General features: G+C 39.3%; 18 protein-coding genes. 11 read left to right on the top strand and 7 right to left on the bottom strand.

Annotation, left to right across the window (positions count from 1 at the left end):
* Position 1: 1 nt before the first annotated feature.
* The 5 genes from D172_RS09275 to D172_RS09255 all read left to right on the top strand — a co-directional run bounded on the left by D172_RS09275 (position 2) and on the right by D172_RS09255 (position 5654).
* On the top strand, positions 2–250 hold the full coding sequence (locus D172_RS09275) for a hypothetical protein (protein ID WP_007376619.1): 249 nt from the start codon (positions 2–4) through the stop codon (positions 248–250).
* 1 nt (position 251) lies between these two features.
* Positions 252–1124 (top strand): lactonase family protein, encoded by an 873-nt coding sequence (locus tag D172_RS21270; protein ID WP_237113667.1) that lies wholly within the window; start codon positions 252–254, stop codon positions 1122–1124.
* 9 nt (positions 1125–1133) lie between these two features.
* The gene (locus D172_RS09265) at positions 1134–1718 is read left to right on the top strand and encodes an RNA polymerase sigma factor (RefSeq protein ID WP_007376617.1); all 585 of its coding nucleotides are present in this window, start codon (positions 1134–1136) and stop codon (positions 1716–1718) included.
* A 2-nt stretch (positions 1719–1720) separates the two neighbouring features.
* Positions 1721–3271 (top strand): LamG-like jellyroll fold domain-containing protein, encoded by a 1551-nt coding sequence (locus tag D172_RS09260; RefSeq protein WP_232525524.1) that lies wholly within the window; start codon positions 1721–1723, stop codon positions 3269–3271.
* A 64-nt stretch (positions 3272–3335) separates the two neighbouring features.
* Positions 3336–5654 carry a beta-galactosidase gene (locus D172_RS09255; RefSeq protein ID WP_150115559.1) on the top strand — a complete coding sequence of 773 codons (2319 nt, stop codon included), beginning with the start codon at positions 3336–3338 and terminating at the stop codon, positions 5652–5654.
* 2 nt (positions 5655–5656) lie between these two features.
* Here D172_RS09255 and D172_RS09250 read toward each other — a convergent pair whose 3' ends face one another.
* Positions 5657–7117, bottom strand: coding sequence for a helix-turn-helix transcriptional regulator (locus D172_RS09250; protein WP_007376613.1), 1461 nt, complete (start codon positions 7115–7117; stop codon positions 5657–5659).
* A 252-nt stretch (positions 7118–7369) separates the two neighbouring features.
* On the opposite strand from D172_RS09250, the gene D172_RS09245 reads away from it, so the two are divergent.
* Both D172_RS09245 and D172_RS09240 read left to right on the top strand, forming a co-directional pair.
* Positions 7370–8782 (top strand): sulfatase-like hydrolase/transferase, encoded by a 1413-nt coding sequence (locus D172_RS09245; protein WP_007376612.1) that lies wholly within the window; start codon positions 7370–7372, stop codon positions 8780–8782.
* A 15-nt stretch (positions 8783–8797) separates the two neighbouring features.
* Positions 8798–10240, top strand: a complete 1443-nt coding sequence (locus D172_RS09240) for a sulfatase (protein WP_033023411.1) — start codon at positions 8798–8800, stop codon at positions 10238–10240.
* A 62-nt stretch (positions 10241–10302) separates the two neighbouring features.
* Here the strand turns inward: D172_RS09240 and D172_RS09235 are convergent, their stop codons facing one another.
* Positions 10303–12258 carry a CRTAC1 family protein gene (locus tag D172_RS09235; RefSeq protein ID WP_007376610.1) on the bottom strand — a complete coding sequence of 652 codons (1956 nt, stop codon included), beginning with the start codon at positions 12256–12258 and terminating at the stop codon, positions 10303–10305.
* Positions 12259–12549: 291 nt separating this feature from the next.
* Between D172_RS09235 and D172_RS09230 the strand changes: the two genes are divergently transcribed.
* From D172_RS09230 to aldA, 3 genes are read left to right on the top strand one after another with little or no spacing between them, the layout of a single operon-like run.
* On the top strand, positions 12550–13572 hold the full coding sequence (locus tag D172_RS09230) for a zinc-dependent alcohol dehydrogenase (RefSeq protein ID WP_007376609.1): 1023 nt from the start codon (positions 12550–12552) through the stop codon (positions 13570–13572).
* A gap of 31 nt (positions 13573–13603) precedes the next feature.
* Entirely contained in the window at positions 13604–14368 is a 765-nt protein-coding gene (locus D172_RS09225; RefSeq protein ID WP_033016439.1) for a 2,5-didehydro-3-deoxy-L-galactonate 5-reductase, read from the top strand.
* A gap of 4 nt (positions 14369–14372) precedes the next feature.
* Positions 14373–15821, top strand: a complete 1449-nt coding sequence (gene aldA / locus D172_RS09220) for an aldehyde dehydrogenase (RefSeq protein ID WP_007376607.1) — start codon at positions 14373–14375, stop codon at positions 15819–15821.
* 80 nt (positions 15822–15901) lie between these two features.
* Here aldA and yfaE read toward each other — a convergent pair whose 3' ends face one another.
* The 5 genes from yfaE to ubiG all read right to left on the bottom strand — a co-directional run bounded on the left by yfaE (position 15902) and on the right by ubiG (position 21456).
* Positions 15902–16174 (bottom strand): class I ribonucleotide reductase maintenance protein YfaE, encoded by a 273-nt coding sequence (gene yfaE, locus D172_RS21265; RefSeq protein ID WP_008139206.1) that lies wholly within the window; start codon positions 16172–16174, stop codon positions 15902–15904.
* Entirely contained in the window at positions 16174–17304 is a 1131-nt protein-coding gene (nrdB, locus tag D172_RS09215; RefSeq protein ID WP_007376605.1) for a class Ia ribonucleoside-diphosphate reductase subunit beta, read from the bottom strand. Before nrdB ends, yfaE begins: the two co-directional genes overlap by 1 nt.
* 66 nt (positions 17305–17370) lie before the next feature.
* Positions 17371–19653 carry a class 1a ribonucleoside-diphosphate reductase subunit alpha gene (gene nrdA, locus D172_RS09210; RefSeq protein WP_007376604.1) on the bottom strand — a complete coding sequence of 761 codons (2283 nt, stop codon included), beginning with the start codon at positions 19651–19653 and terminating at the stop codon, positions 17371–17373.
* 412 nt (positions 19654–20065) lie between these two features.
* Positions 20066–20746, bottom strand: a complete 681-nt coding sequence (locus tag D172_RS09205; RefSeq protein ID WP_007376603.1) for an HAD family hydrolase — start codon at positions 20744–20746, stop codon at positions 20066–20068.
* Positions 20746–21456: a bifunctional 2-polyprenyl-6-hydroxyphenol methylase/3-demethylubiquinol 3-O-methyltransferase UbiG gene (gene ubiG / locus D172_RS09200; RefSeq protein ID WP_007376602.1), complete on the bottom strand. Its 711-nt coding sequence runs from the start codon at positions 21454–21456 to the stop codon at positions 20746–20748. The genes D172_RS09205 and ubiG overlap by 1 nt, the downstream gene beginning before the upstream one ends.
* A gap of 176 nt (positions 21457–21632) precedes the next feature.
* Between ubiG and gyrA the strand changes: the two genes are divergently transcribed.
* Complete coding sequence (gene gyrA / locus D172_RS09195; protein ID WP_007376601.1) at positions 21633–24332, top strand: DNA gyrase subunit A; 2700 nt, start codon at positions 21633–21635, stop codon at positions 24330–24332.
* Positions 24333–24341 lie beyond the last annotated feature (9 nt).

The raw sequence follows: 24341 nt of genomic DNA, 5'->3' as shown, positions 1-24341 counted from the left end.
AATGAGTTTATGGCTAACAGGATTACATATACGACTTGAAAAGTGCGCTCAGCTGTTTGTTTTTATATCTTTTATTTTTTGCCTTGGTGGTTGTCAAAGTATCAGTGATGAACAATCTCGACTTAATTATTTTTTAGTCGGCAGCTACACAAATGAGCCTGATCAGGGCGTTTATTTAGTTTCTTATAACGAAAGTGATGATCTATTAATTAACGAACGCGTCGTTGTATTGGCAACCGACAATAAATAAATTGTATAGCATTGGCAGAGGACTTGATAAAAAATCTGTTATTAACGTGTATGACTGGAAAAGTAACGCGTTTACAAAGCTTAAAACGTACCCGATTGAAGGAAAAGGGCTATGTCATATTAATATTTCGGATGATCGCCAGCAGTTAGCTGTTGTAAATTACACGACAGGTAATAGTGAACTGTTTAATATTAATAAGGCAGGATTATTAGTATCACGGGGTCAATTTACTAATACAGGAAGTAGTATTACGCCCAGACAACGAAGTGCTCATTTACATTTTTCGGGGTGGGATAAGCAAAGTCGCTATCTGTATTTGACGGATTTAGGTACAGACGAGATTATTGTTTTTGATAGCTTAAAAAGTGATTTTACGCCAGTACACCGCATTGAATTAACGCCGGGGGATGGGCCTCGTCATCTTGCTTTTCATCCGGCTAAAAAATTAGTGTTTAGCTTAAATGAATTGAGTAACAGTATTAGTATCTTCAAAATATTACAAAATGGTGCGTTATTACACGTTTCAAAAACAAATATAATGCCCGCAAAAGTTGGCGAGCAACAAAACCTTGCATCGGCAATTCGTATTTCTGAGGATGGTCGTCATGTTTATGTTGCTGTGCGCGGTGAGAATGCAATTTATGGTTATCAATTAATGGCAGAAACCCGACTACAATTAATTAATAAAGTCTCAAGTAGCGGTTTACATCCTCGTGATTTTAATTTTTCAAAATCACAAAAGCAGCTATTAGTGGCTAATCAATATAGTAATAATGTTGTGATTATTAAGCGTGATTTAGCATCTGGGAAGTTATTTACGACTCAAAGTCAATTGCAAATTGACGCACCATCTTACGTCAGTTATTTCAATTAGGACTCTGATTTGAAAGAAAATATAATATCGTTAGATGGTAAAAGTGATGGTTCTATAATTGACGATATATTACAAGGCAATGTTGCTGCATATTCTCTGTTAGTTGAGCGTTATCAGTCTGCTGTGAGGGCCTTTTTAGTTATTCGACTAAATACCCCTCACGAAGCAGAAGATTTAGCACAAGAGACCTTTATTATTGCTTTTAAAAAAATCGCTGAGTTTAACAGTGAAAGTTCCTTTTTAGCTTGGTTGAGGGGGATTGCTGCTTATTTATTAAAAAACCATCAACGTAAACACCGAGCCGTGACATTAGGCAGCGCTGATGAGTTAGAGCACTTAATAAATCAACACATTGATGAAAATATCCATGAAGGGGCCGAGCTTGATATGTTTGATAATTTAACTATTTGCCTTGAAAAATTAACCGAGAAAATGCGCAATTTATTAACTGAACATTACACATTAGGTGTTTCATTGGCTGAGCTATGTCGAAAATATGAAGATAAACATTCTACTATGACTATGCGCTTATTTAGAATTCGTCAATCATTGAAAACATGTATTGATAAAAGAATACAGCAGCAGCAACGATGAGCATGACTGAACAAATGACGAAGCACCAACAACAGCTATTAGCCGCGTATTTGGCTGGCGAAGATGTTGCCGACGAATTGCTTGAAGCCTGTCAGCATGATGTTAATTTACTTGCACAAGTGAGTAAATATGTGACGAGTGAACGTTTATTAAAAGCACATCATCAATCGGATACGCGACCAGACAATTTTACCCGCAGTGTAATGGCAAAACTAAGCGAGCAACAAAAAACGATTCGGCCGAAAAGTACAATGAGCTGGTTTTCAAGCCCGTATGCGCTTGCTGCAAGTATTATGCTTTTTGTCAGCGTTATATTTTTGGCAGAGCACTTGGACTACACAAATAAGTTTGCTGAAGTCACAAAAATGACTGCTTCGCATAACGCTAATTTTTCTGTTGGCAGTCAATTAGGTCAAGGAGATATTATTCTTGAGCATGGTTACAGTGAAATTTTACTCGAAAATGGCGTGGTACTCGTTTTAGAAGCGCCGGTTAAAGTGAATTTGCAATCCAGAGATAAAGTAACGCTTCATCATGGTAAGTTAGTGGCCCGAGTACCACAAAATGCAATTGGCTTTAGAGTTGATACCCCAAGTTCAGAGATAATAGATTTAGGCACAGAATTTGGCGTCGAAGTGTCTAATAGCGGTGAATCTCAAGTACATGTGCTCGATGGTGAAATAAAAGCGCGTGGCAATAAAACGCAGTCTTATCAACATGTGAAAAAAGATCAGGCATTAGCGTTTGATTTAAATCATCAAATTACCAGCTTTGTTAGCGTACCTTCTGATTTTATGCGTGTATTACCTGGAGACTCAATAGAAGAGCCTCACTTATTACATTGGTCATTTGATGATAAGCAGCAACATAATTATCTCTCCATCGGCCGTGGTATTGATGGGCAGCAGTATGTAGCCAAAGATAAATCACCTATTGATGAACCGTTAACAGAGGTAGCGGGTGTATATGATAAGGCAATTAGCTTTAATGGTGAAAATAATTGGTTAGAAACACAGTACCCTGGTGTTGGCAGTGATAACCCCAGAACGGTCGCCTTTTGGCTCAAAGTACCTAGTGATTTTTTACCTGAAAATGCATACGGCATTGTGAGCTGGGGATTACAGCAAGATTATTCAGCGTGGCAAATTTCCCCTAATCCAGAGTTAATTGACGGGCCTTTAGGTAGGATCAGAATAGGGACCTATAATGCTCAAATTGTGGGTAATACCGACTTGCGAGATGATGAGTGGCACCATATTGCAGTGGTTTTATACGGTGGACTAAAGAGTAACTTAGCGACACATGTTTTGCTATATGTTGATGGTAAGCTTGAAAAAACGCAGAAAAAATCAATCGCTAAAGTCGCAACAAATTTACAGCACCCAGCCTCTCGGCCACTGACTATAGGCAAAAATATTGGTTACATAGAAGGCGCAACACATGAGAAGCAAATGTTCTTTAAAGGCGGACTCGATGAGCTTTATGTAGTAGAAGCGGCATTGAATCAACAGCAAATAATTCAACTAATGACTCATAACCAGTTAAATGAATAAAAATATGTGTCAGAGTGCATTTTCATAACATTACCTATTACTCGTTAAAGTATAAGGTAATAAAATGAATAAAATAATTAGATGCTTATCTATCTTTGTATACTCAACGTTAGTTTTAAGCGGTGAAGGTGTTGCAAGGGAATTTGACTTGCAACACGATAACAAGACTATTTTAATTGACGATTTTGAGCACGCTAGTAACAGTTATAAACTAACAAATAAAAATATAAAAACGACACAAGTAATTAAAAATAAAAATAAAGCATTAGAGCTTTCGTTTTCCACTAAGCATAAATTCTCTGGGATCACACTCAAACCGAATAAGTTATGGGATCTGAGTGTTTTGGGCAATAGCGCTTTATTTTTCGATGTTTCAAACGTAAGAGACTTTCCAGTGATGCTCAGTGTGAATATCACAGGTAAAGATAAACAAGTCCAAAGACGCACAATTGGGCTAACAACTAACGAGCACGCTACATTATATTTTGAGCTCAACTCCCAGACTTTAAATGTTGATACAGGACTCAGAGACACTCCTGGTAGCTTTAAAACAGCCGCACGAAAAATGATCTTGAGAGGCGCTAAACTCAATGTAGATTTTAGCCAAGTTGAAAGTATCGCTATCTATACAGAAACTCAAATAAATCCAACGGCTGTAACCGTCGATAATTTACGATTCGAAACGATACCCGATGCAAAACCAGATTTTTTAACAAACATCGTCGATAAATTTGGTCAATCTACACAGGTCAACTACCCGTTAAAGGTCAGCTCTGAACAACAATTAAGAGCAATCGCAAATAAAGAGTTAAATGATTTGTCGAAAGTAACCCCGCGGGCGGATAGAAGTAAGTTTGGCGGTTGGAAGCAAGGGCCTAAGTTAAAGGCAACAGGTTTTTTTCGTACGGAAAAAGTAAATGGCAAATGGGCGTTAGTTGACCCCGAAGGTTATTTGTTTTTTTCCTCAGGTATTGCCAACGCGCGAATGGCTAACACAACAACATTTACAGGTGTAGATTATCGCGATGATGCGGTCAGAGCGCGAGACCCTGATGATGTAACGCCAGAAGATTCAAAGGGCTTAAATAGTAATTTAGCTAAATATCAAAAATCAGCCTACATCGCTTATCCAGACCGAAGAGCCATGTTTAATTGGCTACCACAGTATAATGATAAGTTGGCAAATCACTATAGTTACAAGCGCTTATCTCATCTTGGACCAATCCAACATGGGGAAGTTTTTAGCTTTTACCAAGCAAATTTAGAACGTCGTTATGCTCAGCAATACCCAGATTCTTATATTGATAAATGGCGCGAAGTTACCTTAAAAAGAATGCAAGATTGGGGCTTTACTTCATTTGGGAATTGGACCGATGCTAGTTTTTATAATAATCAACAAGTTCCCTATTTTGCGAATGGGTGGATCATCGGCGACTTTAAAAGGTTGAGTTCTGGTTTTGATTATTGGGGAGCCATGCCTGACCCTTTCGATCCTGAATTTGTTAAAAGAGCTAACATAACCACTCAAGTTATTGCCCAAGAAGTACAAAATAACCCTTGGTGTATTGGGGTGTTTATTGATAACGAAATGAGCTGGGGAGGAGAGGGCTCAACAACCTTACGTTATGGCATTGTACTTGATGCACTATCTAAAACGACTGGGAATAGCCCGACCAAATCAGTGTTCAGTGATATGTTAAAACAAAAGTATAAAACCATTAGCCAGCTAAATCAGGCATGGAATAGAAATATTAAGTCATGGAAGGTATTTGATAATACTGGCGTTAACTATAAAAAAGACAGTAATTTTAATAACGCTATGATTGCCGATTTGTCGTGGTTGTTAATACGTTTCTCCGATGAATATTTTAAGGTTGTAAATCATTCTTTAAAATCAGTATTGCCTGACCATTTATATATGGGCGCGAGGTTTACTTCTTGGGGGACATCGCCAGAAGCTCGCTGGTCTGCTAAGAGGTATGCCGATGTGATCAGTTATAATTATTATCGTGAAGGACTAGACCCAATGACATGGGATATGTTGAAAGAACTAGATATGCCTACGATTATTGGGGAATTTCACATTGGTTCAGGTGATACTGGTCAACCGAATCCAGGCATTATCCATGCTGCTAATCAACGCGATCGTGCTGATATGTACAAAACCTATATGAAAACGGTTATTGATAATCCGTATTTAATTGGTGCTCACTGGTTCCAATATATTGATTCGCCAATTACCGGTCGGGCGTATGATGGCGAAAATTATAATGTTGGATTTGTAACAACAACAGACATTCCCTATCCAGAGTTAGTTGAAGCGGCTAAACAAGTTCATAAATCGTTGTATCAGCAGCGTTATGGTGATGTGAAAATTAAATAAACTCATTTAGCAGCCCTCATCGATGATTTTAATTGGCATTGTTGTTGGTATTCTTTTGGTGATAACTCGGTGTGTTTTTTAAATACTGTTGAAAAGTACGCTGAGTTATTAAATCCTACCGCATAGGCTGTTTCGGTGACTGTTTTAGTTAACAAGAGTAATTTAGCTTGGTTTATCCTCACATCAGCTAGATATTGATTAATCGTTGTTGCCGTTAATTGTTTAAAAATTTTCATTGTGTGAGAACGGCTCGCACCCACAGCACTGACAATATCTGCAATGGATATATCATGGTGGTATTGCTCAATAATATACGCTTTTACTTTATCAACCAGCTGCATGTCAGGGGTGTTACTATTTAACTGATTAATTGCGTGGTGTAATACTGTGATCACTTGATGCAGGGCACTATCAATATTGATGATAGTGTTAGCATCATCAAGGTGATTACCGATATTCTCCAGTTCACCAAGTAATGCTTTACTATTTCCGCAATGAAAAATGACCCTATCAAATATCATAAATGCGATTTCTTTTGCCCTGATCTGATAACAGCTTAACGAATTGTCACAGTAAATTTTTAGCTTAACTAATAGTTCGTCTAACTTGGTCGCTGTTAAATGTGGATTAGCAGTGCAGATAATCTCAAGTAGATCAGCACGCTCTTTCAGTGGATATGCTTTATTCAATTTGTCTAGGTAATATTGGCTAAAGTCGCGATTATTAGCTGCTGTAAATTGCGCTATGGCGAGTGCATTTTGGTGTTCTGTGTGTTGTTTAATTTTATCATTAGTAAATTGAATATCGTTATAAACCGCCCAGCTCCAAATTAGTGCACTTAAGCTTGCACCAACATAGTAAATCACCCACAGCTCAAATGCGTTGCCAATGCACATAAAAACACTCAGTGTAAGCGCGCCATAAACATGGGTTGCAACATACGCTTTGAGATTTGTTTGTAATAGTAAAATACAAGGGAGTAATAATTGCACGCTGATTAAAAGCAATTGGGATGAGTAAATATGCTGTGCGTTTATGTTTTCTAACTTAACTAACCAAGGTAGCTCATTGGGACTGTAAAAATATAAGGGGGCTGCACAAAGGAAAAAGCACGACCATGCAATCCCTAGTATAACGGGTGCTATTAATAAGGGTTTTGGTAATTGCAACTTAGCTTGTGTTAATAGTGCATAAAGTAAGCAGGGGATGCCAATACTAAAAAGCAAAATGTTTCTAAAAAAATCATACCATCTTTTCCCTTCATTAAGTGGCATTACATTAATAATTGGGCCGCATAAAAAAAGAATAAAACAGATTATAAAAGCGCAATAAAAAGGGTAGGCATCACCAATGCGTTCGCGCACAAGCGTAAAATAAATGAGTACCATAATGAAAATGTTGGCAGCCGCAAATGGGATCACGGTACGTAAAAATATATCCCAGTTTAATTCGGTGTAATACATAGCTATTTTTTATTTTTATAAGGCAAGAACCAAAACAATAGTGGTGATGGGGGTTACAAGTCAAGCTTTGTTAACAATTTACTTTTTTAGTATGGTAAATTTAAATTACCCCTCTTTTAGTCTGTTGATTAATAATGAAAAGATTATTTTATAACTCGTTATGGAGGATATTGAATGCAGCAAAACCAACACTTAATTTAAAGTAACGCATTATTTAAATATCAATTTAGATGTTTGTTATAAAGGGACTATATGCGTATTAATTTAAAATCTGTCTATTGGTTATTGCTGCTTAGTGTATTGAGTAATGTATGTTACGGCGAGGAAAAACCTAATATATTGCTGGTTATTGCGGATGATGCGGGTTATCACGACTTTGGTTTTCAGGGCAGTGAAGTAATGCAAACGCCAACAATCGATAAGTTGGCAAGTCAGAGTGTTGTATTTGAGCAAGCCTATGTTACAGCGGCTGTGTGTGGGCCTTCACGCGCGGGTTTGTATACGGGGAAATATCAGCAAAGATTCGGTTTTGAAGAAAATAATGTGCCAGGTTATATGAGTAAATCAGGCTTCACTGGCGACAAAATGGGCTTACCTTTTACTCAAGTTACTATGGCCGAGCACCTCAAAGAACTGGGTTACCACACGGGATTATTTGGTAAATGGCATCAAGGTAATCACGATGATTATCATCCAACTAAGCGTGGCTTTGATAACTTTTATGGCTTTCGTGAAGGTGCGCGTGGTTATTTTGCATACAGTAATGAGGAACAACAAGCTTACCCTTCCCAAAAGATGGAGCGAGACTTTAAACACTATATTGAACACGAAGGGTACTTAACAGATGCACTGGCGACTCAAACCAGTCATTTTATTGGTCAATCCGTCGTCAATAAACAACCTTTCTTTGCAGTACTATCGTTTTCAGCGGTGCATGCGCCGATGCAAGCAACGAATGCTGATTTAGCTCAATTTCCACATTTAACAGGTAAGAGAAAAATATTAGCTGCGATGAATTTTGCTATGGATCGCGCTATTGCTGTCGTATTAGATAAGCTTAACGCACTTAAAATTAGTGATAACACTCTAGTGGTGTTTATTAATGATAATGGCGGACCGACTGATCAAAATTATGCCAATAATTATCCATTAAGTGGTACTAAAGCCAATCATCTTGAAGGCGGGATCCGAGTACCTATGTTATTAAAGTGGCCAAAAAGGCTTTCAAGTAATAATACGCGCTATACGTATCCGGTGAGTTCACTCGATTTATTACCGACTTTTATTCATGCTGCTAATGGCAAAGTGACTGAGCAGATGCAGCTCGATGGCGTTGATTTGATGCCATTTTTATTATCAAAGAGCACACAACGACCTCATCAAACCTTGTACTGGAAAAAGGAATCTCGAGCCGCTATTCGAGACAAAGACTTAAAGCTACTGCGTTTTCCTGACCGGCCAGCTGAATTGTACGATCTTTCTGTCGATGTATCAGAGAACCATAATTTGGCATCGTCGCAGCCAAACCAAGTAGCGAACTTAATGAAAAAACTATTCCAGTGGGAACTAACACTAGAAAGACCTTTATGGCAATTAAAGCGTGAATACGAAGGTCATGCAATGACACGTATGGATAGCTATCGCATACATCAAAAAAATAATTAAAAAGAGGATTAAATAATGAGACGACACGTGTTATTGATACTGATAACTATGTTTATGAGTATAAACAGTTTTAATGTCAATGCCAGCGAGCAAAAACCAAATATAGTGGTGATCCTCGCCGATGATTTAGGGTATGGTGACTTAGGGTTTACTGGTTCAAAAGAGATTAAAACACCTAATATTGATGCATTAGCGAGTAATGGCACCCGCTTTAAAAATGCGTATGTGACACACCCTTACTGTGGTCCTTCACGTGTAGGCTTACTGACTGGGCGTTATCAAGCGCGTTTAGGTATGGAAAACAATGTAAGTTATATGCCACAAGATAAATATATGGGACTACCACTATCTGAAAATACCTTTGCCAATCGTTTACAAGACGTTGGCTATCATACATCGGTATTTGGTAAGTGGCACTTGGGTGGCGCACCGCATTTTCAGCCTAATAAGCGTGGCTTTGACTATTTCTATGGTTTTTTAGATGGCGGGCATAATTATATGCCTGATCAAGTGACGGTAGGCGGAGATGGTTATTCACTGCCGCTGATGCGTAACACTCAAGTGACCGAATTTGATGAATATTTAACGACAGCGCTTAGTCGTGATGCCGTGAAGTATATTCACCGACAGCAAGAATCGCCATTTTTTATGTATTTATCTTACAACGCACCTCACACGCCACTACAAGCACCCGCTGAATATATTGAAAAATATAAGCATATTGAAGATGAAGACCGACGTGTTTATGCAGCCATGATTGATGTTATGGATGAAGGAATAGGTATGGTAGTCGATGCACTTAAAGACATAAATCAGTTAGATAATACACTTATTATCTTTTTATCGGATAATGGCGGGGTATTTCCTGAAAGCTGGCAACCGACTAGCGATTGGGCTGACAATTCACCTTTTAGAAGAGGTAAAGCGGCTTTACTAGAAGGCGGGATCCACGTTCCTTTTATCGCTCATTGGCCAGGGGTAATTCCTAAAGGCGAAGAGTTTACTGGTTTAGTATCGTCACTTGATATTGCTGCAACCTCAGTTGCACTAGCGGGTGCTGATAATAAGAAATTAGATGGTGTTAATTTACTGCCATTTTTACAAGGCACTAAACAAGGCAGCCCACATCAGGCGTTATTTTGGCGCTTAGAAGAGGCACCGAATATTTATGCTGTACGTACCGCTGATTATAAATATATGAACCAACCACTACCGAATGTAGGCCGTAGTTTTTTTGATATGAAAGCGGATCCGTATGAGCAACATAACTTGGTTGATACATTACCCGCTGAACAAGCGAAATTAGCCAAGCTGTGGAATGAGTGGAATAAGCACAATACAAATAATGTATTGCAGCAATCATGGGAATACAAAGCACAAATAGATAAGTTTTTTGAGCAGTTAAATAAGCAGAATATTGAACAGGCAAAACAAACCCCAAATTACATTATCAAGTAAATATAATAAGCCCCCTGTCGTTATTCGCTTAATTAAGGGGGCATGAGAGTTGCGGCTATGGATTAGTTATTTAAGTTACCAACACTTATCAATTGATCTGTAGGTTGTTTATTTAAATGCTCAGAGCTGCCATCTCGCCATGTAACAATAACTGATGAGATTGAATCTGCCTGTGCTAATCCAAAATGTACAATATTAAGTAAGCTTTGCGAGTGGGTAGCACTTTGTGAACCAATAACTTGATATTGGCTCGCAGTTGCTGTTTTAATTTGTACTTTTGCACCATATGGATCAACCCCACTTTTTGAGTACCCAACTCGAATAAGGGTGAAGTGGGCGTGACTTAACTCTGTGGTATTTTTATATAAATGCCATTGGCCGTTATCTTCATCTCCGCTTAGTAGGTCGAGTTTTCCGTCTAGGTTGAAGTCAAATGCGGCTCCCATATCGCCGTGTGAGTCTAAGCCACGTTCGGTATCGGCGTTATGAGTGATTGTTGCTTTAAAGTTGTAATCACCTTGGTTAATGAGTAAAACATCGGCAACTCGCTCTTTTAGTTCACCAAAGCGATAGACCATAAAGTCTATTTTTGTGTCGTTATTAAAATCGCCAGGTACAACTCCCCAGTTATTACTGTTTGTTAATGCTGGTAATTTAGATGAAATATCAACTAGCTTACCATTATCGTTACGTAGTAATACATCAGGAAGGGCGAGATTTTGTGGTTGCCAATCGCTTTGATAGCCTTTTACATTTTTGAATGATGCGCGTACATCCCATGCAAGGTTATCGGTAAGTACCCATTCTACTCGCCATCTATTATTCCCTAAATACCCAATGTACCAGCCAGTTTTATCAAGCTTAGTTGGAAACCCGCGCGCTCTTTTCTGGCTAATGGTTGTGTTTTTATTGGGTGTATTTATTAATTCTTTTTTCTCGCCTATGTATACATCCATATGGCTTAATAGCTTGGCACGCGGGAAGTGATAAAAGTCACTTAGTATAAGGCTTCCTGAGTTTGTGTTGTCGGTAATGAGTGTTATGCCATCGTGACTTTTATTACCTTCATCACGCAGGTCTAGTCGTTTGCTGCCTTTATTAAACGATAGACTGTTATTAGCGATAGTGTAGCTTAGCTTTCCGCGAGCAAGGTAGTAGTCCATATCGCCGTCGTTATCTATATCAGCTTGCGCAACTGCGAGCGTGCCTTTGTAGGCTTCACTATTTGCACCTAATAGATCTTGAGTCGTATTGGCGAAGGTAAAGTCGTTATTACCTTGATAAATAGCTAAATTGTTGTATCCATCAAAAGCAAAAATATCGAGTATGTCATCGTTATTGTAATCGGTTAATAATACACGCTCGGCTTTTATATTTTCAAAAGTAGCTGATGGGTGATAAGTAAATTTTCCATTGCCGATATTTTCAAAAATGATATTACGAGGGGAGTTTTCGTGAATTAATTTTTCGGCGTTTACTTGGATAAAATCAAGATCACCATCGCTATCTATATCAACCCAGCGCACAGAACGCCCGCGAGCCCCCATTTTAGATAAGCCAGCTTCGACGGTTTTATCTTCAAATTTACCATTATTGTTTTTAAGTAGTCGCTGGGGTTGAGGTGTAGTGCCATTTCCACCACCTAGTGCAATAAGTACATCGAGATCACCATCGTTGTCGTAATCACCGGCCGACATACCGTGTAGATCTGCTCGTGGAAAAATATCGTTTTGTAGTGTGTATGTGCCATCTCCATTTGCCATAAATAAACGAATAGGAGTGGTGTCGTGATTTGTTAGCAGCAGGTCATAATGACCATCACTGTTTATATCGGCAATGGTAGGGCCGCCATATTTCCAGTTTTTTTGTGTTATTAAGCCAGCTTGTTCAGACACATCAGAAAATACAACGTTGTTACTTGTTTGGCTACTGGGCGTTTGTGTGGTTTGGCTGCATCCCGCTAAGTTCATAGCGCTAATTATCACTAAGCTAAAAATTGATTTTTTGTTTTTAATCACTATTGTGCCTCCTTACATTGTGTTAATTGTTGACAATATAGATTGAAAGTAAAACATACAAGTAAATTTTATTACCCAAGCCTTAATGTTTTTAACTGACTCGCTTTACTGCTCTGAAGTTATATTAAATATTAAGAGTGGCTTTACAAATTACATACCTAGGTGTAAATTGTTAACAATAAACCATATCAAAGATATGATAGTTCACTTTGATATTCCTCGTATCGGCATTGTTTTAATGATGCATTACTTGGTCACTATTTAATTAAACATTCTTGAAGGTATAAAAATATGCAAGCTGCACAATATATAGGTAACAAGTCATTTAACATTGTTGAAGGCACATCTATTAAACCTAAAGCGGGTGAGATTAGATTGAGTGTTGGATACGTTGGGATTTGTGGTACTGATATGCACATATACCATGGTGTGATGGATCAACGAGTGTCTATTCCGCAAACAATTGGCCATGAAATATCAGGTGTTGTTGCAGAAATAGGTGAAGGCGTTGAAGGCTTTGCTGTCGGCGAAAACGTGGTAGTACGTCCACTAGATTGGTGTGGCGATTGTCCTACGTGTAATGCAGGGCATACGCATATTTGTCAAAACTTAAAGTTTATGGGAATAGATACGCCAGGTGCTTTTCAGTCAAGCTGGACAGTTAAAGCGCGTACTTTGCATAAATTACCAGCAGGCGTTGATTTAAAACAAGGCGCATTAATAGAGCCGTTATCGGTTGCGTGCCATGATGTACGACGCTCGCGCTTACAAGCGGGTGAGAAAGTTGTTGTGCTTGGTGGCGGGCCAATTGGGCAATTAGTTGCTGCGGTTGCTAAAAGTGTTGGCGCAGAAGTACTCGTGTCTGAGCCTAACGAAAGCCGCCGTGCTTTTGCCGATGAGCTAGGTGTTAAATCGGTTAATCCCATTGAAGAAGATTTAGCTACCTATGTAGATAGCTGGACGCAAACAAAAGGTGCTGATGTTGTATTTGAAGTATCAGGCGTAAAACCCGCAATAGAGGCTATGACTGAAATAGCAGGGCGCCGGGGTCGTATAGTCATGGTGGCTATTCACAGTGTTAAACCTGAAATCGATTTATTTCAATTTTTTTGGAAAGAGTTGGAGTTATTAGGTGCACGTGTATACGAAGCGGCCGACTTTGATTGGGCTATCGAATTAATTTCATCGGGCCAAATAGATCTTAAACCTTTTATTAGTTCGGTTAGTTCGTTAACTGATATTGGTAGTGCATTTGCGAGTATGGATGGAAATCCAGAAGGCATGAAAGCGCTTGTTGAATGTAACCCACAATAATAAAAATTATAAAGGTATGAAAATGAATAATATGTTAGAAAAATTTAGTTTAGAGGGCAAAGTAGCCCTTGTTACAGGTTGTAAGCGCGGTATTGGTAAAGGTATTGCTCTAGGTTTAGCACAGGCTGGCGCTGATATTATTGGTGTATCTGCAAGCTTAGAGCTTGAAGGCTCTGAAGTAGAAAAAGAAGTTAAAGCACTTGGCCGAAATTTTAAAGCCTACCAATGTGATTTTGGTGATCGTGATGCGCTTTATTCTTTTATTAATGATGTAAAAAGTGATTTTCCAAAAATTGATATTTTAGTCAATAATGCAGGTACAATCCTTCGTGCTCCTGCGGCTGAGCATGGCGATGATTTATGGGATAAAGTGATTGAAGTTAACTTAAATGCTCAATTTATTTTAAGCCGCGAAATAGGCAAACAAATGATAGAGCATGGCGAGGGTAAAGTTATTTTCACGGCTTCTTTGCTCACTTTTCAAGGTGGTATTACAGTACCAGGTTACGCAGCTAGTAAAGGTGCTATTGGGCAATTGGTTATGGCGCTTTCTAATGAATGGGCTGGCAAAGGCATTAATGTAAATGCCATTGCGCCAGGTTACATTGATACCGATAACACTGAGGCATTACGCAATGACAAAGAGCGTAATGCAGCCATCTTAGCGCGTATTCCACAAGGTCGATGGGGAAATCCTGAAGACTTTAAAGGGCCTGCTGTGTTCTTGGCTTCTGAGGCTGCTAGTTACGTAAATGGCGCTATTTTATTGGTTGATGGCGGATGGATGGGGAGATAGTTCAATGAACTTTCATAATAATGTGAATTTTATAAATGGCGAATATGTTGCTTCTAAAGCAAGTGGCACGATTGAAATATTAAGCCCATCTACAGGTAAAAAAATTGGTGAAATACCAAAAGGCTGTATAGAAGATGCGCAGTATGCACTTGAATCAGCGAATGTAGGACAGAAAAAGTGGGCTAAATTGACAGCTCGCACACGTCAAAATATATTGCGTGTGTTTGCTAATAAAATTCGTGAAAATAAAGATATTCTTGCGCCAATGCTTGTTGCAGAGCAAGGTAAATTACTATCAGTTGCACAAATGGAAGTTGACGTAACAGCGACTTTTATTGACTATGCATGCGACCATGCACTTACTATTGAAGGCGATATTTTACCTTCAGATAACGATGATGAAAAAATATACATTCATAAAGTGCCACGAGGCGTAGTTGTGGGTATTACTGCGTGGAATTTTCCGCTGGCATTGGCTGGTCGTAAAATTGGACCTGCGTTGATCACAGGTAACTCTATTGTATTAAAACCTACTCAAGAAACACCTTTAGCAACCACCGAGCTAGGTCGTTTAGCAAATGAAGCGGGTATTCCTGCTGGCGTGCTAAACGTTATTAATGGATCAGGTTCTGTTGTTGGCCAAGCATTGTGTGAAAGCCCAATTACTAAAATGATCACCATGACAGGCTCTACTGCTGCAGGTAAGCAAATCTACAAAACTAGCGCAGAATACATGACGCCTGTAATGCTTGAACTTGGCGGTAAAGCGCCAATGGTTGTTATGGCCGATGCCGACCTTGATGAGGCTGTTGAAGGTGCGCTTTGGGGTCGTTTTGCTAACTGCGGGCAAGTATGCACCTGTGTTGAGCGTTTATATGTTCAAGAGTCTGTGTACGATGCGTTTATGGCTAAATTTATACCAGCTGTAAAAGCACTTCGTGTTGGGGATCCTATGAACCCAGATACGCAAATGGGTCCTAAGTGTAATCAACGCGAAATAGACAACATTGATCACATAGTTCAACAAAGTATTCAACAAGGCGCTTCTGTCGCCACTGGTGGTAAAGTTGCTTCTGTTGAGGGTTTTGAAGGCGGTTGTTGGTACGAACCCACGTTACTTGTAGACGTCAAGCAAGATAACATTGCAGTGCACGAAGAAACTTTTGGCCCAGTACTCCCTATTGTTAAAGTTAAAGATATGGAGCAAGCGATTGAATACTGTAACGACAGTATTTATGGCTTAAGCGCTTATATATTTACGCAAAACTTTTTCGATATTAATAAAGCCATTAACGAATTAGAAGTGGGTGAAGTTTATATTAACCGTGGTATGGGTGAGCAGCACCAAGGTTTTCATAATGGCTGGAAACAGAGCGGCTTTGGCGGCGAAGATGGTAAATTTGGTCTAGAGCAATATCTAGAGAAGAAAACCGTTTATTTGAAAGAAAAATAATATTCCAAAATTTAGCCGTAATGCAGCTTAAGCAAAAAGCCAATAATGTTTTCATTATTGGCTTTTTATTTGTCAGCAGATTACTTTAAATTAATACTTATATCGCCATTGGGTTTACAGCAGCACAACAATATTTCGCCTTCTCGCACAAACGCAAGTGGCTCTTCGTTATACTCAACACTGCCAGACACTAAAGTAGCTCTGCAAGCTCCACAGTAGCCTTCACGGCATTGGAATGCGACGTCTATTTTCATGGATTCTAAGCAGTGTAAAAGAGAAGGGCAGCCAGTATTAAATTCTATACACTGGCTGTTTTCTGCAAGCGTTATGCTTGCAGTAGACTTGTCACTCATTATAAATCAAAATCACCAAATTCTGATGCATCAACTTGAGAGTCTATTTGACCAACAAGGTATGAGCTTATTTCTGCTTCTTGTGGTGCTACTTGTACATTATCAGACACGAGCCATGAGTTGATCCATGGAATAGGGTTACTGTTGTTTTCAAACTGTGCAGGTAAGCCAATCGCAGTCATACGGGCGTTGGTGATGTATTCAACGTACTGACATAAAATATGTTTATTTAAACCAATCATTGAGCCATCTTTAAACAGGTATTCTGCCCATTCTTTTTCTTGCTCTGCGGCTTCAACAAACATTTTAATTGCTTCGTCTCGGCACTGAGCGGCAACAATCGCCATTTCTGGGTCGTCTTTACCGTCTTGCATAATATTTAAAATATGCTGAGTACCCGAAAGATGCAGTGCTTCATCGCGCGCAATAAGCTTGATGATTTTAGCGTTACCTTCCATCAGTTCACGCTCAGCAAACGCAAACGAACATGCAAAGCTTACGTAAAAACGAATCGCCTCTAAAATATTTACCGACATCATTGCAAGGTAAAGTTTCTTTTTAAGCTCAAATAAATTCACGATAACGGTTTTACCGTTAATTTCGTGTTTTCCTTCACCGTATAAATTGTAAAGTGATACAGAGTTAATTAGGTCATCGTAATATTTTGTTACCGCATCAGCACGTTCGCTAATTTTATCGTTGCTAACAATGTCATCAAAAATAAGCTCAGGTGCTTGTGTTACGTTACGGATAATATGTGTGTATGAGCGGCTGTGAATTGTTTCACTAAACGCCCATGTTTCTATCCATGTTTCAAGTTCTGGTAGCGATACGATAGGCAGTAGGGCTACGTTTGGTGAACGCCCTTGCACACTATCAAGTAATGTTTGGTATTTTAAGTTACTTAAAAATATGTGCTTTTCGTGATCTGGTAATGCCTGAAAGTCTAAACGGTCTTTACTTACGTCCACTTCCTCAGGACGCCAAAAGAAAGACAATTGTTTTTCGATTAGCTTTTCAAAGATAGGGTACTTTTGTTGGTCGTAACGAGATACGTTAACTGTTTGGCCAAAAAACATTGGCTCTTGCATTTGGTTATTATGGTTTCGGCTAAAAGTAGTATAAGACATGTTTATCACTCAAAAAAACTATCAGAAAAAGCGGGCTAAATGCCCGCTTAAAATAAAAATTAGTAACTATATTTTACACGCGCCGCCTTCACAATCATCATCTTCCACTTCTGGAGTGTCTTCTTGTGAATCTGATGCGCCATCACGGGTGTTGTGATAGTACAACGTTTTAACGCCCAGTTTGTATGCACTAAGTAAGTCTTTTAATAAGACTTGCATAGGTACTTTACCGCCTTCGAACTTGTTTGGATCATAATTTGTGTTTGCTGAGATTGTTTGGTCAACAAATTTTTGCATTATGCCTACAAGCTGTAAGTAACCATCGTTTGATGGGATATCCCATAATAACTCATAGTTATTTTTTAAGCGTTCATACTCAGGAACTACTTGTTTTAAAATACCATCTTTGCTTGCTTTAACACTAATATGACCACGTGGAGGCTCAATACCGTTTGTAGCGTTAGAGATTTGCGACGATGTTTCTGATGGCATTAACGCACTTAATGTTGAGTTACGCATGCCGTGCTCTTTAATGTTTGCACGTAATGTATCCCAATCAAGATGAAGTGGTTCATCACAAATCTTATCTAAATCACGTTTGTACGTATCAGTTGGCATAATGCCTTGAGAGTACGTTGTTTCGTTAAACTTAGGACATGCACCACGCTCTTTAGCAAGCTCGTTAGATGCTTTCATCAAGTAGTATTGAATCGCTTCAAATGTTTTGTGAGTCAGGGCGTTCGCGCTGCCATCTGAATAACGTTTACCGTTTTTAGCTAGGTAGTATGCGTAGTTAATTACACCTATTCCTAACGTACGGCGTCCCATAGTTGCATTTTTAGCAGCCGGTACAGGGTAGTCTTGGAAATCAAGTAAGTTATCAAGTGCACGTACAGCAAGCTCAGCTAATTCTTCAAGCTCATCAAGTGATTCTATTGCACCTAAGTTAAACGCAGAAAGTGTACAAAGGGCAATTTCGCCTTCTTCGTCATTTACGTTATTAAGTGGCTTAGTTGGCAATGCAATTTCTAAACATAAGTTAGATTGGCGAATAGGCGCAACTTTAGCAATGAACGGGCTGTGTGTATTACAGTGATCCACATTTTGTAAGTAAATACGACCAGTACTTGCACGTTCTTGGGCAAACATAGAGAAAAGCTCAATGGCTTTGATACGCTTTTTACGGATAGACTCGTCTTGTTCGTATTTGACGTAAAGCGCATCAAATTCTGCTTGGTCTTCAAAAAATGCATCATAAAGGCCAGGCACATCTGATGGGCTAAATAACGTAATGTAATCGTCTTTAATTAAACGAGAATACATTAATTTATTAAATTGTACGCCGTAATCTAGGTGACGAACACGGTTGTCCTCTACACCACGATTATTTTTAAGTACCAGTAGATTTTCTACTTCTAGGTGCCAAAGCGGGTAGAACAATGTCGCAGCGCCGCCACGTACACCACCTTGCGAACAACTTTTAACCGCTGTTTGAAAGTGCTTATAAAAAGGAATACAACCAGTGTGATACGCTTCGCCATTACGAATATGGCTACCTAGCGCACGAATTCGACCTGCGTTAATACCAATACCCGCACGTTGTGAAACGTACTTAACAATAGCTGATGATGTTGCATTGATTGAATCGAGGCTGTCGCCACATTCAATTAATACACATGAGCTAAATTGACGAGTAGGGGTACGAACACCAGCCATTATTGGTGTAGGCAATGAAATCTTAAATAACGATACCGCATCATAAAAACGTTTAATGTAATTAGTACGCGTTTCACGTGGGTAGTCAGCAAATAAACTTGCCGCTACTAAAATATATAAAAACTGTGCGCTTTCGTAAATTTTACCTGTTACACGGTTTTGAACGAGGTACTTACCTTCAAGCTGTTTTACAGCAGCATAGCTGAAGTTAAGATCGCGAGAATGATCAAGGTACGCATCAAGCTCATCTAACTCTTGCTCTGTATAATCTACTAATAAGTGAGCATCATAGCGTTTGTCTTCAACCATTTTAGTTACATGATCAAATAAACGTGGTGGCTCAAATTGGCCATAGGCTTTTTTACGTAGGTGGAATACAGCTAAACGCGCTGATAAATACTGGTAATCTGGCGATTCTTTTGAAATCTGATCTGCAGCTGCTTTAATAATGGTTTCGTGAATATCTTTGGTACGAATACCATCGTAAAATTGAATGTGTGATTTTAATTCAACTTGCGAAACCGAAACGTTATTTAAACCTTCGGCGGCCCATTCAATAACGCGATGGATCTTATCAAGATCAAGCGGCTCTTTACGCCCGTCACGTTTGCTTACAGATAACTGTTGGTTCATAGCTTTGCCTGTATTCCTTGGGGATTATGTATTTTGACCAATGTTTACACCTCAAATTAGCAAGGTGTAGTGCTCATTTATTATAGGTTTCACCAAATTAGTGAATTTAATTGAATAACATTTGGCCACAATATCTGGTGTTGTTCAATTTAGAGATCACAAGATAGTGTGGTCTGCATTGTTTTGCAAGGGACATAATTGCCCCTGTTTGTGGATAACTTTGGGATAACGCATTTGTGTTAGTAGACACTCACCTTCGAACAATCATTTAAGTTGAAATATGCAAAAATCAACTAATGATCTGCTAAATTTACGCATTTTAAAAATAAATTTCGACTGCTTTTTTTATCAGCAAGCTTTGCCTGAAAACTAACACAATCACAATATATAGTGTTTATTAATTAACATAGCACTATATATGGTTAAAACCATCAATTGGACTTAGCCAGTTTAAATTGGCTTTCCAGCTTAATGCCTCATCTTCACTGGGAATGTAACCCCAAAGTGCAGTCGCGGTATGCATACCTGCTGCTTTGCCTGCTTGTATGTCACGCTGTGCATCACCAATGTATAAACAACGCTTTGGCTGTACTTGCATAAGCTTTGCACAATGTAGCAGTGGTAAAGGTGATGGCTTAGCCTCTGCTAAAGTGTCACCACTTATTACTACACTGGCATTTTTTAAAGCAGGAATAGCTGCAACTAAAGGATCGGTTAAAAACCCAGGTTTGTTAGTCATGATCCCCCATTTGATCTTTTTCTGATCTAGGGCGATAAGTAACGATTCAACTCCGCTGAAGCAGCGTGTGTGATTTGCTATGTTTGCAGCGTACTCGTCAACTAATTGCTTTATAAGCTCGCTTTGGGGTTGTTTGTCCCATAACGCTTTAAAACCAGCCTCTAATAATGCGCCAGCGCCGTTAGATGCCGCAGGACGGTATATATCACTACTAACAGGCTCTATTTTATTGCTAATAAGCACCGCGTTTAAAGCGGCACCTAAATCATCAGCAGTGTCGAGTAGGGTGCCGTCTAAATCAAATAAAAATGCATCGTACTCAATAAGGGGGTGGGGGGCTTGAGAGTTAGCCATTAAGCTAACTTCTCAAAATAAAGTATGTAATTTACGCTAACGTCGTTATTAAGCGTATATTGCTTTGATAGTGGGTTATAAGAAAGGCCTGTACTTGCACGAACTTTTAAACCCGCTTGCTCTGCCCATGCAATGAGCTGTGCAGGTTTTATAAACTTTTTATGGTCGTGTGTACCTTCAGGCACCATTTTTAAAAGCTTTTCAGCACCAACAATAGCGTATAAGTATGCTTTAGGTGTTTTGTTCAGGGTTGAAAAAAACACGTCTGCGCCTGGTTTGGCTAGTGCGGCTACGGCATGAATGATAGATGCCGGGTCGGGAACGTGCTCAAGCATTTCCATACAGGTTATTACATCAAAGCGCTCTGGATTTTGTGAAGCAAACTCTTCAGCAGGCACTTTTATATAATCTACATTTACGCCAGTTTCTAAACTGTGCAACTTAGCAACAGTTAAAGGCTCTTGCCCCATGTCGATGCCAGTTACTTTTGCGCCCATGCGCGCCATGCTTTGGCTTAAAATACCGCCACCACAGCCAACGTCGAGTGTTTCTTTATCGAATAAGCCTTGCGTTTTGTTTGCTATAAAGTCTAAACGTAACGGGTTAATTTCGTGAAGAGGTTTGAATTCTCCGTCTAGGTCCCACCAACGCTCGGCGATGGCTTCAAATTTTGCTATTTCTGCGTGATCTACATTTTGATGTTCGGTCATAAAATACTTCCTCGTCAATCTGAGGCCATTATATAGGGCTAAATTGATAAATCGCAAAGTTTTGCGCCTGTAAATTAAAATTAATTGTGGTAGCATGGCTGTTAGAAATAATAACAATACTCTTAATACCCAATACCGGGTCGTTGAGAGCTGATACTGAAGGAATGTGATATCAAATGACTGATCTCGCCAATGAAATTCTGCCAGTCAATATTGAAGACGAGTTAAAAAACTCCTACTTAGATTACGCGATGAGCGTAATTGTAGGACGTGCATTACCAGACGTACGTGACGGCTTAAAACCTGTTCATCGCCGCGTTTTGTTTGCAATGAACGAGCTTAGTAATGACTGGAACAAGCCTTACAAAAAATCGGCCCGCGTGGTCGGTGACGTAATCGGTAAATACCACCCACACGGCGACAGTGCAGTTTATGACACGATAGTTCGTATGGCTCAGCCATTCTCACTACGTTATATGCTTGTAGATGGCCAAGGTAACTTCGGTTCGGTTGATGGCGATTCAGCTGCGGCAATGCGTTATACAGAAGTACGTATGGCAAAAATGTCGCATGAGCTATTAGCTGATCTTGAAAAAGAAACGGTTGATTTCGTTCCTAACTACGACGGCACAGAACAAATCCCTGACGTTTTACCAACAAAGGTCCCTAACTTATTAGTTAACGGATCATCAGGTATTGCGGTAGGTATGGCTACAAATATCCCACCACATAACTTAACAGAAGTTATTAATGGTTGTTTAGCGCTTATAATCAATCCTGAATTAACTATAACTGAGTTAATGGATTATATTCCGGGCCCCGATTTTCCAACCGCTGCAATTATCAACGGTAAGAAAGGTATTGAACAAGCATACCAAACTGGCCGTGGTAAAGTGTACATGCGTGCACGTGCTGAGATTGAAACGGATGAAAAAACAGGCCGTGAAACAATTATCGTTCACGAAATTCCTTATCAAGTTAACAAAGCACGCTTAATTGAAAAAATTGCTGAGCTTGTTAAAGATAAAAAAATTGAAGGCATTAGTGCACTACGTGATGAATCAGACAAAGACGGTATGCGTATCGTTATTGAGATCAAACGTGGTGACGTAGGCGAGGTTATTTTAAACAACTTGTATGCGCAGACTCAGTTACAAACTGTGTTTGGTATGAATATGGTTGCGTTAATTAACAACCAGCCTAAGTGTTTCAACTTAAAAGAAATGCTAGAAGAGTTTATTATTCACCGTCGTGAAGTAGTAACTCGTCGTACAGTATTTGATTTACGCAAAGCCCGCGATCGTGCACATATGCTAGAAGGTTTAGCTATTGCGCTTGCAAACATTGACCCTATTATCGAACTTATTCGTAAATCCCCTACACCTGCTGAAGCTAAAGTTGCTTTAACGGCACGTTCGTGGGAATTAGGTAATGTAAAATCAATGCTTGAAAAAGCAGGCGAAGATAATGTTGCACGTCCAGATTGGCTCGCTGCTGATTTAGGTATTCGCGACGGTCAGTATTTTATTTCAGAGCAACAAGCCCAAGCAATCCTAGATTTACGCTTACACAAGCTAACAGGTCTTGAGCATGAAAAAATCCTGAGTGAATATCAAACACTATTAGATTTAATTGCTGAGCTTTTACATATTTTGGCAACGCCAGAGCGTTTAATGGAAGTTATTCGTGATGAGTTAGTTGAAATTAAAGCACAATACGGCGATGAACGTCGTACTGAAATTAATGCAGCGGCTCACGATATTAGCTTAGAAGATTTAATTACCGAAGAAGACGTTGTAGTAACGCTTTCTCACGAAGGTTATGTGAAATATCAGGCATTGTCTGATTACGAAGCACAACGCCGTGGTGGTAAAGGTAAATCAGCAACGAAGATGAAAGATGAAGATTTCATTGAGCGTCTACTCGTTGCAAATACGCACGATACTATTTTATGTTTCTCTACGGCCGGGCGTTTATATTGGCTTAAAGTATATCAGTTACCACTGGCAAGTCGTGCAGCGCGCGGTAAGCCAATTGTTAACTTGTTACCACTTGAAGCTGATGAACGAATTACCGCTATATTGCCAGTACGCGAGTACGCAGAAGATAAATACATCTTTATGGCAACAGCATTTGGTACAGTTAAGAAAACACCATTAACGGCTTACAGTCGTCAACGTGCAAGCGGTATTATTGCTGTTAATTTAAATGAAGGCGATAGCCTGATTGGGGTTGATATTACCGATGGTAGCAACGAAATTATGTTGTTCACTGATGCAGGTAAAGTTGTACGTTTTAAAGAAGCTGAAGAAACAACGGTTGTTGATGAAAACGGTAATCCAGTATTAGACGAAGAAGGTAACCCTGAGATTCGCTTCAAAGGTGTTCGCCCTATGGGCCGTACTGCTACAGGTGTTCGTGGTATTAAAATGCCAGATGAGCAACGCGTAGTATCGTTAATTGTACCAAAAACTGACGGTGCTATTCTGACGGTAACTGAAAACGGTTACGGTAAGCGTACGCAACTTGAAGATTACCCATCGAAGAGTCGTGCAACACAGGGTGTTGTATCAATTAAGGTGAGTGAACGTAACGGTGCTGTTGTTGGTGCTGTGCAAGTTGACGACAACGATGAAATAATGATTATTTCAAATCGTGGTACCTTAGTACGAACTCGTGTTAATGAAGTTTCTACGGTTGGACGTAACACTCAAGGTGTTATTTTGATCAGAACTATTGACGAAGAGCAAGTAGTTGGTTTACAACGTATAGAAGAGATTGAAGTTACTCAAAGTGACTTGATTGATATTGAAGACGTTGAAACTGTAGATACGGTTATTGATGAAGTAGCGGATGATAATCCTCCTTCAGAATAATTGATATTG

Origin of the sequence: Pseudoalteromonas sp. Bsw20308 (genome assembly GCF_000310105.2) — a bacterium.
In the GTDB taxonomy this organism is placed as follows: Bacteria; Pseudomonadota; Gammaproteobacteria; order Enterobacterales; family Alteromonadaceae; genus Pseudoalteromonas; species Pseudoalteromonas fuliginea.
The sequence above is the reverse complement of the archived record's forward strand: the minus strand, read 5'-3'. Positions and strand labels throughout refer to the sequence as shown.

Coding starts and splice junctions, on each gene's coding strand:
- nrdA (WP_007376604.1), bottom strand. CDS start 19,653: ATGAACCAACAGTTATCTGTAAGCAAACGTGACGGGCGTAAAGAGCCG.
- nrdB (WP_007376605.1), bottom strand. CDS start 17,304: ATGTCTTATACTACTTTTAGCCGAAACCATAATAACCAAATGCAAGAG.
- yfaE (WP_008139206.1), bottom strand. CDS start 16,174: ATGAGTGACAAGTCTACTGCAAGCATAACGCTTGCAGAAAACAGCCAG.
- gyrA (WP_007376601.1), top strand. CDS start 21,633: ATGACTGATCTCGCCAATGAAATTCTGCCAGTCAATATTGAAGACGAG.
- aldA (WP_007376607.1), top strand. CDS start 14,373: ATGAACTTTCATAATAATGTGAATTTTATAAATGGCGAATATGTTGCT.
- D172_RS09230 (WP_007376609.1), top strand. CDS start 12,550: ATGCAAGCTGCACAATATATAGGTAACAAGTCATTTAACATTGTTGAA.
- D172_RS09240 (WP_033023411.1), top strand. CDS start 8,798: ATGAGACGACACGTGTTATTGATACTGATAACTATGTTTATGAGTATA.
- D172_RS09205 (WP_007376603.1), bottom strand. CDS start 20,746: ATGGCTAACTCTCAAGCCCCCCACCCCCTTATTGAGTACGATGCATTT.
- ubiG (WP_007376602.1), bottom strand. CDS start 21,456: ATGACCGAACATCAAAATGTAGATCACGCAGAAATAGCAAAATTTGAA.
- D172_RS09255 (WP_150115559.1), top strand. CDS start 3,336: ATGAATAAAATAATTAGATGCTTATCTATCTTTGTATACTCAACGTTA.
- D172_RS09260 (WP_232525524.1), top strand. CDS start 1,721: ATGACTGAACAAATGACGAAGCACCAACAACAGCTATTAGCCGCGTAT.
- D172_RS09245 (WP_007376612.1), top strand. CDS start 7,370: ATGCGTATTAATTTAAAATCTGTCTATTGGTTATTGCTGCTTAGTGTA.
- D172_RS09225 (WP_033016439.1), top strand. CDS start 13,604: ATGTTAGAAAAATTTAGTTTAGAGGGCAAAGTAGCCCTTGTTACAGGT.
- D172_RS09275 (WP_007376619.1), top strand. CDS start 2: ATGAGTTTATGGCTAACAGGATTACATATACGACTTGAAAAGTGCGCT.
- D172_RS09250 (WP_007376613.1), bottom strand. CDS start 7,117: ATGTATTACACCGAATTAAACTGGGATATATTTTTACGTACCGTGATC.